This is a genomic window from Pseudomonas pisciculturae (genome assembly GCF_015461805.1).
GTDB lineage: Bacteria > Pseudomonadota > Gammaproteobacteria > Pseudomonadales > Pseudomonadaceae > Aquipseudomonas > Aquipseudomonas pisciculturae.
The window spans coordinates 275,159-289,921 of the sequence record NZ_JACVZE010000005.1 but is presented as its reverse complement, the minus strand read 5'-3'; the positions used below and the strand labels follow the sequence as shown (position 1 = coordinate 289,921).

Genomic DNA, 14,763 nt, shown 5'->3' with positions numbered 1-14,763 from the left:
GGCTTCGCCGATGTGATGTTGGCCGTCGTGCACGTCGCGGTAACCTTCATCGGCACTGGTGGCGGCGGCGCTGCAAGAGCGGGCGACTTCGTTGGCGGTGGCGACCATCTCGTTGAACGCGGTGCTGACCAGTTCCACGGCTTCGCGCTGGCGGCCGGCGGCCTGGTTCATGTTGTTGGCCACTTGGCTGGTGTCGGCGGCGGCGGTTTGCAGGTCGGAGGAGGCGTTGCCGATACGCTGTACCAGCTGGGCGATCATGCTCAGGAACTGGTTGAACCAGCCCGCGAGGCTCGCGGTTTCGTCCTTGCCTTGCACCTTGAGCTGGCGGGTCAAGTCGCCTTCACCTTCAGCGATCTCTTGCAGGCCGTCGGCCACGCCGCGGATCGGGCGCACGATCACGCTGGCGAAACTGGCACCGACAATCGCAAATACCACGGCCAACGCGGCGGCAATGGCGGCGATCAACCAGGTGAGGCTGGTGGCGCCGGCCATCACTTCGTCGCGTTTGATCAGGCCGATAAAGCGCCAGCCCAGGTCTTTGGAGCTGACCACGTTGGCCATGTAGGCCACGCCATCGATGTCGATTTGGGTCACGCCATCGCCACGTTTGGCCAGCTCGGCATAGTTGGGGCCCAGGTCGGCCAGGGGTTTGAAGTTGTGCTTGGCGTCGCTGGGGTCGACCAGCACGTTGCCATTGGCTTCCACCAGCATCAGGTAGCCGCTGTCACCCAGCTTGATGTTGCGCACCAACTCGGTGAGTTGCTTGAGCGACACGTCCAGGCCGACCACACCGAGGATTTTACCGGTGGCATCGGCCACGGTGTGCACGGTGCCGATCAACACCACGTCATCCGGCGCCCAATAATAGGCGCCAGTGCGCACAGTGGCGCCCGGCGCGGCGATGGCGGCCTTGTACCACGGGCGTACACGCGGGTCGTAGTTGTTCAGCTTGGTGTCGTCCGGCCAACTGGCGTAGCCGCCGTCGGCGAGGCCCAGGGACAGGTAGGCGGTACTCGGATGGCTTTTGGCGAACTGGTCGAAAATCTCCAGCAGCTCTTTATTTGTAGGGGTAAGGGGGATTTGCGCGGCGTCGGCGCCGGCGTAGCTCTTGAGGTCTTTGGCCGCGACAACGCGCGGGTCCTTGGCAACAAAGTCGACGTTCTGGCTGATGCCGTCGAAGAATTGCTGCATGCCATTATCGATCTGGCGGATCTCGCGGCCGCTGCTGTCGAGGAAGTTGGCCAGGGCTCCGTCGCGCAGGTTCAGTACGACCAACACGGCCACCAGGATGACTGGCAGGCACGCGATAGCCGCAAACGCCCAGGTCAGCTTTTGCTTGATGTTCATGATTTCTCCTGCGGGTATTTATAGTTTTGGCAAGGCAGAAACAGTAGCGGTGGGCGTCGCATGCGTTGTTATGAGGGGGTGAAAGCCATGCGTACCCCCGCTATATCGACTGCGGGGTCACGCACTTGAGGGCGCCGAGAAGGTTTAACCGATGCGCTCGCCACCGAGCGCATCACGCTGCATCGATTGCAGGTTTTTCTCGATGGTTTCGCAGAGGGTTTCCATCTGAATCTGGTGTTCGCTGGAGCGGAACGGGCTTTGCAAGTCGGTGCCGATGCGCTCGATCGCCAGCAGCATAAAACCCACCACGGTGGACGCCAGCGGGGTGAACCAGCCGAGAGACTCCACCAGGCCCACCGGCACGATCAGGCAGAACAGCGAGATGAACAAGCGCGGGAAATACACGTAGGGGTAGGGCAGCGGGGTGTTGGCGATACGCTCCATGCCACCCTGGGCGTTGGACAAATCCACCAGCGTCGACTCCAGCCGCGCCAGGCGGATGCTGTCCAGATGACCGGCCTTGTATTCCTTGGCCAGCAACGCGGCGGAGCCGGTGAGGATGTCATTGGCAAAGTTGTTGGTGGCGCCGCTGCGGGCGAATTCATCGGCGGGGATAAACGCACGCACTTCGTCGGGGCACGGCTGGCCCTTGAGGTGCGCGGCCAGGCAATTTACATAAGCGACATGACGGCGCAGCAGGGTGGCCTTGACCGGGTTTACTTCGTTGTCGGGGTCATCGAGCAAGGTCAGCACCTGGCGCGCAAGGCTGCGGGAGTTGTTGACCATCGCGCCCCACAGCGTGCGGGCTTCCCACCAACGGTTGTAGGCGCTGCTGTTGCGAAAGCTGATGAGCACAATCAGTGCCGAGCCCAGCAGCGTCAGTGGCATCAGCGGCAGATTAAGCTTGGCGTTGAGAAACAGCATGAAATCCACCGTAACGGCGATATCCCACAGCAACAGCCAGAACAGGGCCCAGCCTACATAGCCCATGGTCTTGATGATCAGGCGGTATTTTTTGACGATGGCGGCTTTCAAACGAGGACCTCGCGGCGAGCGGTAAGCAACAGTGCCTTAGCTCGGACGCGGGTTTGCGGGGAAGGTTCGGTGCCTACCTGAAGCAAAACTTAATGCTGCGCCAGGATGCTCGCCAGCAGGCCAGGGAAGCGGTCTTCAAGGTCTTGCGCGCGCAACGCGTTCAAATGGGTGGTGCCTACACTGCGGGTTTGCACCAACCCGGCATCACGCAACACGCGAAAGTGGTGAGACATGCTGGACTTGGGCCGCCCGCCGTCCAGTTCGCCGCAGGTGGCCTCGGGCACACCGGCCAGGCATCGCACGATTTCCAGGCGCACCGGGTCGCTCAGGGCGTAGAGCACGCGCTCGAGGGTCAGGTCTTGAAGGGGGGGGTGTTTGAAGGCTCGCATGGGCCGAATCATAACAGGGGGGTATCGCTGAATACCATAGTTCGATTACCATCGAACTATCGAATCACTTATTCATCTGCTGGAGCTCACCATGGCCGCTTTGTTCGAACCGTTCACACTTAAAGACGTGACCCTGCGCAACCGCATCGCGATTCCGCCGATGTGTCAGTACATGGCCGATGACGGCATCGTCAACGATTGGCACCAGGTTCACCTAGCCAGCATGGCCCGTGGCGGGGCAGGACTGGTGGTGGTCGAAGCCACGGCGGTGGCGCCCGAAGGCCGTATCACGCCGGGCTGCGCCGGCATCTGGAGCGACGCGCACGCTGAAGCCTTTGTGCCGATGGTTAAGGCCATCAAAGCGGCCGGTTCCGTGCCAGGCATCCAGATTGCCCACGCCGGTCGCAAAGCCAGCGCCAACCGCCCGTGGGAAGGCGATGATCACATGGCCGCCTCCGATGCTCGTAGCTGGGAAACCATCGCGCCATCGGCCATCGCCTTTGGTGCCAACCTGCCACAAGTGCCCCGCGCCATGACCCTGGACGACATCGCCCGGGTCAAACAGAACTTTGTCGACGCTGCCCGCCGCGCCCGTGACGCCGGGTTTGAGTGGATCGAGCTGCACTTCGCCCACGGCTACCTGGGCCAGAGCTTCTTCTCCGAACACTCCAACCAGCGTACCGACACCTATGGCGGCAGCTTCGACAATCGCTCCCGCTTCCTGCTGGAAACCCTGGCGGCTGTGCGTGAAGTCTGGCCTGAAAACCTGCCGCTCACCGCGCGTTTCGGCGTGCTCGAATACGACGGCCGCGACGAGCAGACTCTCGTCGAATCCATCGAGCTGGCCCGTCGCTTCAAGGCCGGTGGTTTGGACCTGCTGAGCGTCAGCGTAGGCTTTACCATCCCCGACACCAACATCCCATGGGGCCCGGCCTTTATGGGCCCGATCGCTGAGCGCGTGCGCCGTGAAGCGGGCATCCCGGTGACTTCGGCTTGGGGGTTCGGTACGCCGCAACTGGCTGAAGGGGCGTTGCAGGCAGGGCATTTGGACTTGGTTTCGGTGGGCCGTGCGCATTTGGCTGACCCGCATTGGGCGTACTTTGCGGCCAAGGAGCTGGGGGTTGAGAAATCGTCCTGGACCTTGCCTGCGCCGTATGCGCATTGGTTGGAACGCTATCGCTGATTGGGAATAAGCAAACCGACTAACGGTGTATGAAAAACCAATGTGGGAGGGGGCTTGCCCCCGATGAGGGCGTGTCAGTCACAGCTGTTTTGACTGGCGCACCTTCATCGGGGGCTAGCCCCCTCCCACATTTGCTTTGCGTCAGTCTTGATACCAAGAGGTTACTAGAAAATCAGTGAATGAGAATAGATATCAATCGTCGATATCTTGGTATACCATCGCGCCGCAAAAACTGGCAGGTATGCCACCCCATCTGGCTCATTCACTAGGTTCATCATTCATGCGTCGTACCCTGGTTTCCATTTGTGTGCTTCAGGCGTTTTCCCCTTTGAGTTGGGCAGAAGTCGAGCCGGTTGAAAAGGCCGCTCTTGAGTTGCAGGCCACCAGCATTACTGGCACGGCCGACTACGAGACCGCCCAAGGCCCGGTCAAGGGCTATCTCGCCACACGTTCAGCCAGTGCGACGCGTACCGATACCTCCATCCATGAAACCCCGCAGTCCATCAGCGTGGTGACCAAAGACGCCGTCGAAGACATCGGCGCCACCCGTTTGCAGGACGCCCTGGACTATGCCGGCGGCGTCGGCCGTGCCAACAACTTTGGCGGGCAAGGCCTCACCACGTTCACCGTGCGCGGGTTCACCACCGGCGAGTTCTACCGCAACGGTTTCCCGATCAATCGCGGTTACCCGAACATGCCGGACGCCAACACCATCGAGCGCCTCGAAGTGCTGCGTGGCCCGGCCACCATGCTCTACGGCCGTGGCGATCCTGGCGGCACGTTTAACGTGGTGTCCAAGCAACCGCTGGCCGAGCGCACCGTCACTCTGGGCAGCCAGTTGAATGACCAGGGCATGAAACGCGGCACGCTGGATGCTTCAGGCCCCTTGGATGAAGAAGGCCGCCTGGCCTATCGCCTGAACGTGGTGGGCGAGGGCGGCGAGACCTTCCGTGACCATGTCGAGACCGAGCGCTACGGCGTAACCCCGGTGATCACCTGGCAGGCAACCGATGCGACCAAGGTGATTTTCGAAGGCGATTTCATGCGTAACAACCACCCGCTGGATCGTGGCTTGACGCGCTTTGCCACGCAAAAAGGCACCGCATCGCGCGATACGTTCTGGGGTGATAAGGATGTGGGCAAGCTGCATAACGACAACAGCGTGGCGCAGTTGCGTTTCGAGCATCTGCTCAACGATAACTGGACCTTGGGTGGCGGCTTCCAGTACCTGGACGGCACCCTGCAAGGCAATGGTATTGAAGCCAATAGCCTGGCCGCCGACGGCCACACCCTCAACCGTAACTTCAACTACCGCAAGTTGGAGTGGACCGACAAAGACACCCAGCTCAACCTCACCGGGCATTTCTCGGCGGGCGGGTTTGAACACACCCTGCTCACCGGCGTCGAGTTTGAGGACTACGACTACAAGTCGATCATCCAGCGTTCCAGCGCCCCTTACACCAGCGATATTTTCAACCCGGTGTATGGCAAGCCGCGTCCTGCGCTGACCAGCACGCCAACCCACGACACCGAAAACCTGAAAACCTACTCGGCCTTTGTCCAGGATCAAGTTGCCCTGACCGAGCGCCTGAAGGTGTTGGCAGGTGCGCGTTTCGAGCGGTTTGAGCATGAGTACCAAAGCTACGTGACGGGCGTTAAACCCTGGAATGCCAGCGATAACGCCGTCACCCCGCGCGTGGGTGTGACCTACGACCTCACCGACACGGTGGCGGTCTACGCCGACGCTGCACGCTCGTTCAAGCCCAACACAGGTGCGAGCCTTCAGGGGGGTGGGTTCGACCCGGAGAAGGGCAAGTCTTATGAGATGGGCATCAAATGGGAAGGCTTTGATCGCCAGTTGAGTGTTGACGCCGCCATTTACCAGATCGACAAGAAAAACGTGCTGACCACCGACCCTGTCGACTCCAACTACAAAGTGGCAGCGGGCGAAGTGCGCAGCCGTGGTTTCGACGTGAACGTAGCTGGCAACCTGACCCCTGAATGGCGTGTCATCGGCGGTTATGCCTACGTAGATGCCAAAGTCACCAAGGACAACACGATCCGCGTCGGTTCACATTTGGCGAACATCCCGCGCAACAGCTTCAGCCTGTTGAACGTCTATGAGTTCCAGGACGGCACACTCAAAGGCCTGGGCCTTGGGGCAGGCACCAAATACGTCGATGAGCGTGTCGGCCAGACGTCCAACACCGCGTTTACCATGGACGGCTACACCGTCGTCGACCTGCTCAGCTACTACAAGGTCAACGACAAAGTCCGCCTCAACCTCGACGTGAAGAACCTGTTCAACCGCGACTTTGAAGAAGGCGCATTCGGCAACTTCTACGCCTACCCAGGGGCACCGCGCACCGTCCAGGTCGGCATCGCCTACACCCTGTAACCCCTCGCGGCTTGCATTGAAGCAACGTGTTACTCGGTAAAATGTGTGAGGGGGCAAGCCCCTCGCACATTTAGAGCGTTGTTTCTGCTAGTCCTGCGGTTGAACCAGCCACTCACCGTCCACATCCTTAACCAACCCACTGGCCAGAAACAGCGGCGCCAACCGCTTGTGCAGTTGCGGCTCGACAAACTCCTTCACTGTCTCCAGCCCCAGCACGCCGCTCAGCGCCAGCTCGGCCTTGGTATACGACAGCCACGCCTTTTTCAACACCTGCAACACGTCACTGCCTGTCGTAGTAGCGAAGCGGCGGTGTGTGGGTTTGCCGTCGAAAGTAAAGGTGTGTTGATACGCATAGCCCATTTCATCGCCAGTGTTGGCGGTGCAGCGGATGCAGCTGCAGGGGCCGTCGCCAAAGGCGCTGCGCAGGTAGGCGTTGAAGTCCACCACGGGTTTGAGTGACAGGCGCTTATCCACCTCGAATAGATCCCCGGTCATTTTTTCGTCAGTGTTCAACGTCCATTTCCTCGCAGGTTCGGCAGTATTTCAAAGCGCGGCACAATACCAGCCGGGCGCGGTTTTGTGGGTAATTTGCAGAACAATAGAGCCCGATAGTCGTGTGCGGTGGCGTTCTACGTTGCAATCAAGCTGCGCTTGATCCAGTCATACAAATCATTGCCCTCGCTCGACAGCTCACTATTAGCGCGCCGACACAGGTAATACTGGCGGCCGTCATTGACCTCAAAATCAAACAGCTTCACCAACTCACCACTGGCCACCAACGGTGCTACCAACGGTTCGCGCAATAACGCGCAGCCCAAACCGGTGAGGGTAGCCGTGAGCGCGAGTTGACCATCCTCCAGCAGCAACCCATTCAACGCGGTGGTATCCACGTCGGCCGCCTGGAACCATTGCCCCCACGTGCCGCGCTCCTCGTCGTGCAGCAGCGGCAATTGGCTCAACGCCTCAGGTGTGTCGATCGGCCCGTATTGCGCCAGGAAGGCGCGGCTGCAATAGGGCGTGACGGCGCCAGAGATCAGCGGTTCGCTGTGATACCCCGGCCAATGCCCGGTGCCGAAGCGGATCGACAGGTCGGCCGCATCGCTGGGGTAACTGCGGTGGTTGGCGTAGGTAACGTTGATGTCCAGCGCTGGGTGATCTTTCAGAAAACTCGCCAGGCGCGGGATAAACAGGTTGATGCCAAACAACGGGATCAGGCTGATGGTCACCTGGCGCGTGGCGCTTTTTTCGCGCACGTGTTCGGTGGCGCTGCGCAGTACCGCAAACGCCGAGCGAATCGCGCGGTAGTACTCGCGACCTTCATCGGTGAGCACCAGGTTACGGCCCTGACGCAAGGTCAGCGGTTGCTGCAAAAAATCCTCCAGCAAATGCAACTGATGGCTGATGGCCGAAGCGGAAACATCCAGCTCGCGGGCAGCGGCATTTACCCCGCCATGGCGCGCAAAGGCTTCGAAGGAGCGTACGGCGCGCAGGGGAGGGTCATTGGCTAACTGTTCTGATTTATTCATGTGTTGAATTAAATACCAACTATTTTCTTAAATAAAGAGCCATAAGTGCCGTATTTTCGGCATAAACGGCGTGTTATTGCTTTGATATAACCATATGACTTTCTGATATTTGATAAAAACAGAATAGATGCTTAGTGTGCCGCCCTTGTACGCACTGAGGTTTAAGGTTTCGATGGATGGGTTTATCCAACAACTGCTCAACGGTTTGATGACGGGCAGTCTCTACGCGCTGGTGGCCCTGGGTTACACCATGGTCTACGGCATTTTGCGCATCATCAACTTCGCCCACGGCGATGTGTTGATGATCGGCGCATTGGTGGGCTTGTCGGTGATCCGTCTGCTGCAAGCGACCTGGCCAGCGTTGCCGCCGGTACTGGTGTTGCTATGTGCCACCGTCGTCGCCATGGCGTTCTGCGCGGTGCTCGCGGTAGTGATTGAACGTGTTGCCTATCGTCGCCTGCGCCATGCCCCGCGCTTGGCGCCTTTGATCAGCGGCATCGGCGTATCGCTGCTGCTGCAAACCGTCGCCATGTTGGTGTGGACCCGCAACCCGCAGATGTTCCCGCAATTGCTGCCGCTGGCGCCTATTGAAGTATTGGCTGGAGCCTCGGCACACCCGGCGATCACCAATGTCACGGCACTGACCACCATTGCTATTGCCTTGTCGGTAATGGTCGCGCTGCTGGTGTTGGTGGAGCGCACGCGCTTTGGCCGGGCCATGCGCGCTGTGGCCGAAAACCCCCAGGTCGCCAGCCTGATGGGCATCAGCCCCAACCGCGTCATCGTCATCACCTTCGCCATCGGCGGCGCGTTGGCAGCACTGGCCGGGGTCATGATGGCCAGCAATTATGGCAGCGCGCATTTCTACATGGGCTTTTTGCCGGGCATCAAAGCCTTCACCGCAGCGGTGTTGGGCGGTATCGGCAACCTCAAGGGCGCCATGCTCGGTGGTCTCTTGCTGGGCTTGATCGAAGCCCTCGGCACCGGCTATCTGGGGGCCGCCACCAACGGCGTGTTCGGCAGTAATTATCAGGATGTGTTCGCCTTTATCGTGTTGATCGCGGTGCTGGTGTTCCGGCCTTCAGGGTTGTTGGGCGAACGTTTGGCGACCCGCGCATGATCAACTCACTGACCCCCAATAAACGCGCGAGCCTCGGCCTGCTGCTGTTCGCTGTGGCCCTGGTGCTGGCGCCGTGGATTGTTGGCCATGCCGGCGGCAACACCTGGGTACGTACCCTGGACTTTGCCCTGCTGTACATCATGCTCGCCCTCGGGCTGAACATCGTGGTCGGTTATGCCGGGCTGTTGGACATGGGCTTTATCGCGTTCTACGCAGTGGGCGCTTATCTCGCTGCGTTGCTCTCGTCGCCACATTTGCTGCAACAGTTCCCCGCGTTGGCGGCGATGTTGCCAGCGGGCATGCACACTTCGATCTGGCTGATCCTGCCGCTGGGCGCGCTGCTCGCGGCCGGGTGCGGCGTGGTGCTGGGGGCGCCGACTCTGCGCCTGCGTGGCGACTACCTGGCCATCGTCACCCTGGGCTTTGGCGAGATCATTCGAATCCTGCTGCGTAACCTCGACCGCCCGGTGAATATCACCAACGGCCCCAAAGGCATTTCCCAGGTCGACCCGGTCAGCCTGTTTGGCGTCAACCTGGGGCGTACCCAGGAGCTGTTTGGCCTGCGCCTGCCCTCGGTGTACCTCTATTACTACCTGTTCGCGGCGCTGGTGGTGCTGATTCTGTTTGCTTGCATTCGCCTGGAGCGTTCGCGCATCGGCCGCGCCTGGGTGGCCATTCGTGAAGACGAAGACGCAGCGCAAGCCATGGGCATCAACACTGTGCGCCTCAAGCTGCTGGCCTTTGCCATTGGCGCCGCGTTCGGCGGGGTGAGCGGGGCGTTGTTTGCGTCGTTCCAGGGCTTTGTGTCGCCGGAGTCGTTCACCCTCAACGAATCCATCGCCGTATTGGCGATGGTGGTGCTGGGCGGCATGGGGCATATCCCCGGCGTAATCCTCGGCTGCATCTTGCTGGCGGCCTTGCCCGAAGCCTTGCGCGCCAGCATGGGGCCGTTGCAGCAGGCGTTGTTCGGCCAGGTGCTGGTAGACCCGGAAATCATCCGCCAGCTGTTCTACGGCCTGGCACTGATCCTGGCGATGCTCTATCGACCCGCCGGTTTGTGGCCCAAAGGAGTGGCACGATGAACGCACCGTTGTTGCAGATCGATAAGGTCAACAAACACTTCGGCGGCGTCGCGGCGCTGACTGACGTGAGCCTGAGCATTGAGCCCGGCGAGATTTACGGGTTGATCGGCCCTAACGGCGCGGGCAAGACCACCTTCTTCAATGTGATGACCGGCCTCTATACGCCGGACTCCGGTCGCTTTCAGCTCGATGGCCGCGACTACCAGCCCACCAGCGTGCATCAGGTGGCCGAGGCGGGCATCGCCCGTACTTTTCAGAATATCCGTCTGTTCAACGCGATGAGCGCCCTGGAAAACGTCATGGTCGGGCGCCATGTGCGCACCCGCAACGGTCTGTGGGCCGCCTTGAGCCAGCACCGCCGTGCGCGGGAAGAAGAAGCGCAAACCCGCGCCCATGCCCATCGTCTGCTTGCCTATGTGGGCTTGGCCGGCTATGCCAATTACCGCGCCGACAGCCTGAGCTACGGCCATCAACGCCGCCTGGAAATCGCCCGCGCCCTGGCCACCGAGCCACGCCTGCTGGCTCTGGATGAACCGGCAGCCGGCATGAACGCCAGCGAAAAAGTGCAACTGCGCGGCCTGCTGGAAAAGATCCGCGACGACGGCCACACCCTGCTGTTGATCGAACACGACGTAAAGCTGGTGATGGGCGTGTGCGACCGCATCAGCGTATTGGATTACGGCCAAGTCATTGCCGTGGGCCCACCGGCCGAGGTGCGCCAGCACCCGGCGGTGATCCAGGCCTATCTGGGAGCCAGTGCCCATGTCTGAAACACTCTTGAGCGTCGAGGGCTTGCAGGTGCGCTACGGCGCCATCGAAGCGGTCAAATCCCTCGACCTGTACATCAATGAAGGCGAGCGCGTCACGCTGATAGGCGCCAATGGTGCCGGCAAGTCCTCCAGCCTTAAGGCTCTGACTGGCTTGCTGCCGGCAGCTGGGGGCGAGATTCGGTTTGCCGGGCAGTCGATTCTCGGCCAGGCACCCGAAAAACTGTTGCGCGAGGGCATCGCCATGGTCCCCGAAGGCCGTGGCATTTTTTCGCGCATGAGCGTGCTGGAAAACCTCCAGGCCGGTGCGTTTCTGCGCCGTGACCACGAGCAGGTACAGCGCGAAATGCGTCAACTGTTCGAACACTTCCCGCGCCTGGAAGAACGCCTGCACCAATCCGCCGGCCTGCTCTCTGGCGGCGAGCAACAGATGCTCGCCTTGGCCCGCGCCCTATTGTCGCGCCCGCGCTTGCTGATCCTGGATGAACCGTCCATGGGCCTGGCGCCGATCATGGTGGAGAAGATTTTCCAAGTGATCGACGACGTCTGCCGCCAGGGCATGACCCTGTTGCTGGTGGAGCAGAACGCACGGCTGGCGCTGCAAGTCACCGACCGTGCCTACGTGATGGACACCGGCCGCATCAGCCTCACCGGCCCCTCCAAGGATTTGCTTGAACACCCCGAAGTGCGCAGCGCGTACCTCGGCGAATAACCCCATGACGCTACCGGACGCCCGGCGTGTTCCGACCCGCCTGAAAAGAAGCAGGAACCCCACATGAACACTTTGAAAAAAACCGCACTGATCGGCCTGGCCCTGAGCAGCCTGGCCAGCGCCGTCGCCCAAGCCGACCAGACCGTGCTGATTGGCCTGGCTGGCCCGCTGACCGGCCCGTCGGCCCGTATCGGCAAAGACCTGGAAAATGGCGCCAAGCTCGCCATCGACCAGGCCAACGCCAAGCACCCGAAGATCAACGGTGAAGCCGTGACCTTCAAGCTGGTGTCCGAAGACGACCAGTCCGACCCGCGCACCGCCGTCACCGTGGCCCAGCGCCTGGTGGATGAAGGCGTAGTGGGCGTGGTTGGCCACTGGAACACCGGCACCAGCATCCCGGCGGCGCGGGTTTACCACGATGCCGGCATCGCCCAGGTGGCCCCGGTGGCTACCGGTCACGCCTACACCCAGCAGGGTTTCGACACCAGCTTTCGCATTATGGGCCATGACGACGATGGCGGTCAGGTCGCCGGCGACTATGCGTTGAACACCCTCAAGGCCAAGCGCATCGCGGTGATCGACGACCGCACGGCTTTCGGCCAGGGCCTGGCGGACCAGTTCGTCAAATCGATTGAAGCCGGTGGCGCCAAAGTCGTTGGCCGTGAATACGTGGACGACAAGACCATCGACTTCAGCGCCGTGCTCACCAATATCCGCAGCCAAAACCCCGACCTGATCTTCTTCGGCGGCGTCGACTCCCAAGCGGCACCGCTGGCCCGTCGCATCAAGCAACTGGGCATCAAGGCGCCGTTGATGGGCGCCGGTGGGTTTGTCAGCCAGACCTTCCTGGAATTGGCGCAAAACGAAGGCGAGGGCGTGATTGCCCTGGAACCGGGTTTGGCGATCTCGCAGATGCCCGGCGGCAAGGCCTTCGAGCAGGCTTACAAAGAGCGCTACAAGGCCAATATCGAGCTGCATGCCCCGTTCGCCTATGACGGCGTCGGCGTGCTGGTGGCCGCTATCGAAAAGGCCGACTCGGTGGACCCGCAGAACTACCTGCCGGTACTGCGCGCCATCAGCTACTCGGGTGTGACCGGCACCATTGCGTTCGATGCTGAAGGCAACTTGAAGAAGCCGTCGTTCACTGTTTACCAGGTCAAGGCCAACCAATGGCAGCCCGTAAGCGTCGCAGGCGGTAAATAACTGGGTCTAGTGTGGGAGCTGGCTTGCCTGCGATGGCATCGACGCGGTGTGCATGATGTACCGAGTTGTCTGCATCGCAGGCAAGCCAGCTCCCACATTAGACGGTGTGTACATAGTCGACAGTGTGCACACATTGGATTGGAGGAGAGATGAAATGAGCAAACTGGAAGGTGAACTGGGCATCCTTGCCCGGCGGCGCATCGAGGCCGAAATCATCAAGCCGATCTACGAGATTTTGAAGCGCGAGCAGGGCAAGGACTTTGCCGCCGCCGTGATCGGCGAAGCCGTAGGCAACGCGGCGATCCAGGCGGGCAAGCACTTTGCTTCGCTGGAAGCCAACGCCGACCTCAAAAGCTTCGTCGAGCTGCAAGTGTTGTGGGAGAAAGACGACGCGCTGAAAGTCGAGATCATCGCCAGCGATGCCGAGCACTACGACTACGACGTCAAGCGCTGCCGCTACGCCGAGATGTACAACGAGATGGGCCTGGGCGAGATCGGCCACTTGCTGTCATGCAACCGCGATGAGCTGTTTATCGTTGGCTACAACCCGGACATCGAATTGACCCGCACCCAAACCATCATGGGCGGCGATCACCGTTGTGATTTCCGCTACCGGGCCAAGCCTCATGAGTAACTTGGCGCGGGTGAATGGTCAGCGCTTGTGGAGCTCGCTGATGGAAATGGCGCAAATCGGCGCCACCGAAAAAGGCGGTGTGTCGCGCCTGGCGCTCACCGATGAAGACCGCCGTGGCCGCGACCTGTTTGTGCAGTGGTGCGAAGAAGCCGGTTGCAGCATTCGCGTGGACGCCATGGGCAACATCTTCGCCCGTCGCGCCGGGCGCCATGACCACCTGGCGCCAGTGCTGACTGGTTCCCACGGTGACTCCCAACCCTTCGGCGGCAAATACGACGGTATCTACGGCGTACTCGCGGGCGTGGAAGTGTTGCGCACCTTGAACGACCTCGGGATAGAAACCGACCGGCCAATTGAAGTGGTCAACTGGACCAACGAAGAAGGTTCGCGCTTTGCGCCGGCGATGATTTCGTCGGGGGTCTACGCCGGTGTGTTTGACCTGGAATACGGCCTGTCCCGAGAAGACAAGGCCGGCGTGACCATCGGCCAGGCCCTGCAAGCAATCGGTTATGCCGGTGCCCATCCTGTCGGTGGTCAAGAGATACACGCCGCGTTTGAGCTGCATATCGAACAAGGCCCGATTCTCGAAGCGCAAAACCTCACCATTGGCGTCGTCACCGGCGCCCAGGGCCAGCGCTGGTACGAAGTCGAGCTGACCGGCCGCAGCGCCCACGCCGGCACCACACCGATGGACCATCGTTTGGATGCCTTGCTCGGTTTTGCCCGCGTGGTCGAAGCGGTCAATGGTTTGGGCTTGGAACAGGGTGCAGAAGGACGCGCTACGGTGGGCATGGCCACTATCTTCCCCAACTCGCGCAATGTGGTGCCGGGCAGGGTGTTTTTCAGCGTCGAATTCCGTCACCCGGATGAAGCCGTGTTGGCACGTCAGGATCAGCAACTGCGCGAAGCGGTGGCGGGTATCGCGGAGGCGATTGGCTTGCAGCACAGCGTGAAGCAGATCTTCCAGTACGCGCCGATTGCCTTTGACGCCGAGTGCGTGGACGTGGTGCGGGCCTCTGCCCAAGCGTTGGGCTACAGCCATCGACCGATGATTTCCGGGGCGGGGCATGATGCCTGCTACCTGAATAAAGTCGCGCCGACGGCGATGATCTTTGTGCCGTGTGTGGATGGGTTAAGCCACAACGAAGCGGAAGAGATTTCCCAGGAATGGTCGACGGCAGGGGCGGATGTGTTGCTTCAGGCGATTTTGGCCAAGGCCCACCTCTAACAGGCCTGCACAAATCAAAATGTGGGAGGGGGCTTGCTCCCGATAGCGGTGTATCAGTCAATATTTCTGTTGGCTGACACACTGCTATCGGGAGCAAGCCCCCTCCCACATTTAGATCTCCTGCATCGGATGCATCTGG

The 14,763-nt window shown here is 60.8% G+C and carries 13 protein-coding genes and 1 pseudogene; 9 read left to right on the top strand and 5 right to left on the bottom strand.

Annotated elements, in window-relative coordinates:
* Nucleotides 1–267: 267 nt before the first annotated feature.
* The 3 genes and pseudogenes from ICY20_RS28420 to ICY20_RS15835 form a co-directional block, all read right to left on the bottom strand.
* Nucleotides 268–1,347: pseudogene (locus tag ICY20_RS28420) on the bottom strand (HAMP domain-containing protein); the annotation flags it as partial.
* Between the two features lie 144 nt (nucleotides 1,348–1,491).
* Nucleotides 1,492–2,382: a bestrophin family protein gene (locus ICY20_RS15840; protein WP_194937937.1), complete on the bottom strand. Its 891-nt coding sequence runs from the start codon at nucleotides 2,380–2,382 to the stop codon at nucleotides 1,492–1,494.
* 89 nt (nucleotides 2,383–2,471) lie between these two features.
* Nucleotides 2,472–2,783: an ArsR/SmtB family transcription factor gene (locus ICY20_RS15835; RefSeq protein ID WP_194937936.1), complete on the bottom strand. Its 312-nt coding sequence runs from the start codon at nucleotides 2,781–2,783 to the stop codon at nucleotides 2,472–2,474.
* Between the two features lie 79 nt (nucleotides 2,784–2,862).
* Between ICY20_RS15835 and ICY20_RS15830 the strand changes: the two genes are divergently transcribed.
* Both ICY20_RS15830 and ICY20_RS15825 read left to right on the top strand, forming a co-directional pair.
* A complete protein-coding gene (locus tag ICY20_RS15830; RefSeq protein ID WP_159963111.1) occupies nucleotides 2,863–3,954 on the top strand; it encodes an NADH:flavin oxidoreductase/NADH oxidase in 1,092 nt (363 codons plus the stop codon).
* Nucleotides 3,955–4,234: 280 nt separating this feature from the next.
* Entirely contained in the window at nucleotides 4,235–6,352 is a 2,118-nt protein-coding gene (locus ICY20_RS15825; RefSeq protein ID WP_159963112.1) for a TonB-dependent siderophore receptor, read from the top strand.
* Nucleotides 6,353–6,439: 87 nt separating this feature from the next.
* Here ICY20_RS15825 and ICY20_RS15820 read toward each other — a convergent pair whose 3' ends face one another.
* Complete coding sequence (locus ICY20_RS15820; protein ID WP_194937935.1) at nucleotides 6,440–6,865, bottom strand: hypothetical protein; 426 nt, start codon at nucleotides 6,863–6,865, stop codon at nucleotides 6,440–6,442.
* A gap of 116 nt (nucleotides 6,866–6,981) precedes the next feature.
* Entirely contained in the window at nucleotides 6,982–7,878 is an 897-nt protein-coding gene (locus tag ICY20_RS15815; protein ID WP_194937934.1) for a LysR substrate-binding domain-containing protein, read from the bottom strand.
* A gap of 172 nt (nucleotides 7,879–8,050) precedes the next feature.
* Between ICY20_RS15815 and ICY20_RS15810 the strand changes: the two genes are divergently transcribed.
* The 7 genes from ICY20_RS15810 (at nucleotide 8,051) to ICY20_RS15780 (ending at nucleotide 14,624) form a co-directional block, all read left to right on the top strand.
* Nucleotides 8,051–8,998 carry a branched-chain amino acid ABC transporter permease gene (locus ICY20_RS15810; protein WP_159963115.1) on the top strand — a complete coding sequence of 316 codons (948 nt, stop codon included), beginning with the start codon at nucleotides 8,051–8,053 and terminating at the stop codon, nucleotides 8,996–8,998.
* Nucleotides 8,995–10,080, top strand: coding sequence for an ABC transporter permease subunit (locus tag ICY20_RS15805; protein WP_159963116.1), 1,086 nt, complete (start codon nucleotides 8,995–8,997; stop codon nucleotides 10,078–10,080). The genes ICY20_RS15810 and ICY20_RS15805 overlap by 4 nt, the downstream gene beginning before the upstream one ends.
* Entirely contained in the window at nucleotides 10,077–10,850 is a 774-nt protein-coding gene (locus ICY20_RS15800) for an ABC transporter ATP-binding protein (RefSeq protein WP_194937933.1), read from the top strand. The genes ICY20_RS15805 and ICY20_RS15800 overlap by 4 nt, the downstream gene beginning before the upstream one ends.
* Entirely contained in the window at nucleotides 10,843–11,559 is a 717-nt protein-coding gene (locus tag ICY20_RS15795; RefSeq protein WP_194937932.1) for an ABC transporter ATP-binding protein, read from the top strand. Before ICY20_RS15800 ends, ICY20_RS15795 begins: the two co-directional genes overlap by 8 nt.
* Before the next feature lie 63 nt (nucleotides 11,560–11,622).
* Nucleotides 11,623–12,762: a branched-chain amino acid ABC transporter substrate-binding protein gene (locus ICY20_RS15790; RefSeq protein WP_194937931.1), complete on the top strand. Its 1,140-nt coding sequence runs from the start codon at nucleotides 11,623–11,625 to the stop codon at nucleotides 12,760–12,762.
* A gap of 154 nt (nucleotides 12,763–12,916) precedes the next feature.
* The gene (locus ICY20_RS15785; protein ID WP_159963119.1) at nucleotides 12,917–13,396 is read left to right on the top strand and encodes an L-2-amino-thiazoline-4-carboxylic acid hydrolase; all 480 of its coding nucleotides are present in this window, start codon (nucleotides 12,917–12,919) and stop codon (nucleotides 13,394–13,396) included.
* A complete protein-coding gene (locus ICY20_RS15780) occupies nucleotides 13,389–14,624 on the top strand; it encodes a Zn-dependent hydrolase (protein WP_194937930.1) in 1,236 nt (411 codons plus the stop codon). Before ICY20_RS15785 ends, ICY20_RS15780 begins: the two co-directional genes overlap by 8 nt.
* Nucleotides 14,625–14,763 lie beyond the last annotated feature (139 nt).

Excerpts from the sequence above, each read along its gene's own strand:
- ICY20_RS15835 (WP_194937936.1), bottom strand. The coding sequence starts at position 2,783 with ATGATTCGGCCCATGCGAGCCTTCAAACACCCCCCCCTTCAAGACCTG.
- ICY20_RS15830 (WP_159963111.1), top strand. The coding sequence starts at position 2,863 with ATGGCCGCTTTGTTCGAACCGTTCACACTTAAAGACGTGACCCTGCGC.
- ICY20_RS15825 (WP_159963112.1), top strand. The coding sequence starts at position 4,235 with ATGCGTCGTACCCTGGTTTCCATTTGTGTGCTTCAGGCGTTTTCCCCT.
- ICY20_RS15815 (WP_194937934.1), bottom strand. The coding sequence starts at position 7,878 with ATGAATAAATCAGAACAGTTAGCCAATGACCCTCCCCTGCGCGCCGTA.
- ICY20_RS15810 (WP_159963115.1), top strand. The coding sequence starts at position 8,051 with ATGGATGGGTTTATCCAACAACTGCTCAACGGTTTGATGACGGGCAGT.
- ICY20_RS15805 (WP_159963116.1), top strand. The coding sequence starts at position 8,995 with ATGATCAACTCACTGACCCCCAATAAACGCGCGAGCCTCGGCCTGCTG.
- ICY20_RS15800 (WP_194937933.1), top strand. The coding sequence starts at position 10,077 with ATGAACGCACCGTTGTTGCAGATCGATAAGGTCAACAAACACTTCGGC.
- ICY20_RS15795 (WP_194937932.1), top strand. The coding sequence starts at position 10,843 with ATGTCTGAAACACTCTTGAGCGTCGAGGGCTTGCAGGTGCGCTACGGC.
- ICY20_RS15790 (WP_194937931.1), top strand. The coding sequence starts at position 11,623 with ATGAACACTTTGAAAAAAACCGCACTGATCGGCCTGGCCCTGAGCAGC.
- ICY20_RS15785 (WP_159963119.1), top strand. The coding sequence starts at position 12,917 with ATGAGCAAACTGGAAGGTGAACTGGGCATCCTTGCCCGGCGGCGCATC.
- ICY20_RS15780 (WP_194937930.1), top strand. The coding sequence starts at position 13,389 with ATGAGTAACTTGGCGCGGGTGAATGGTCAGCGCTTGTGGAGCTCGCTG.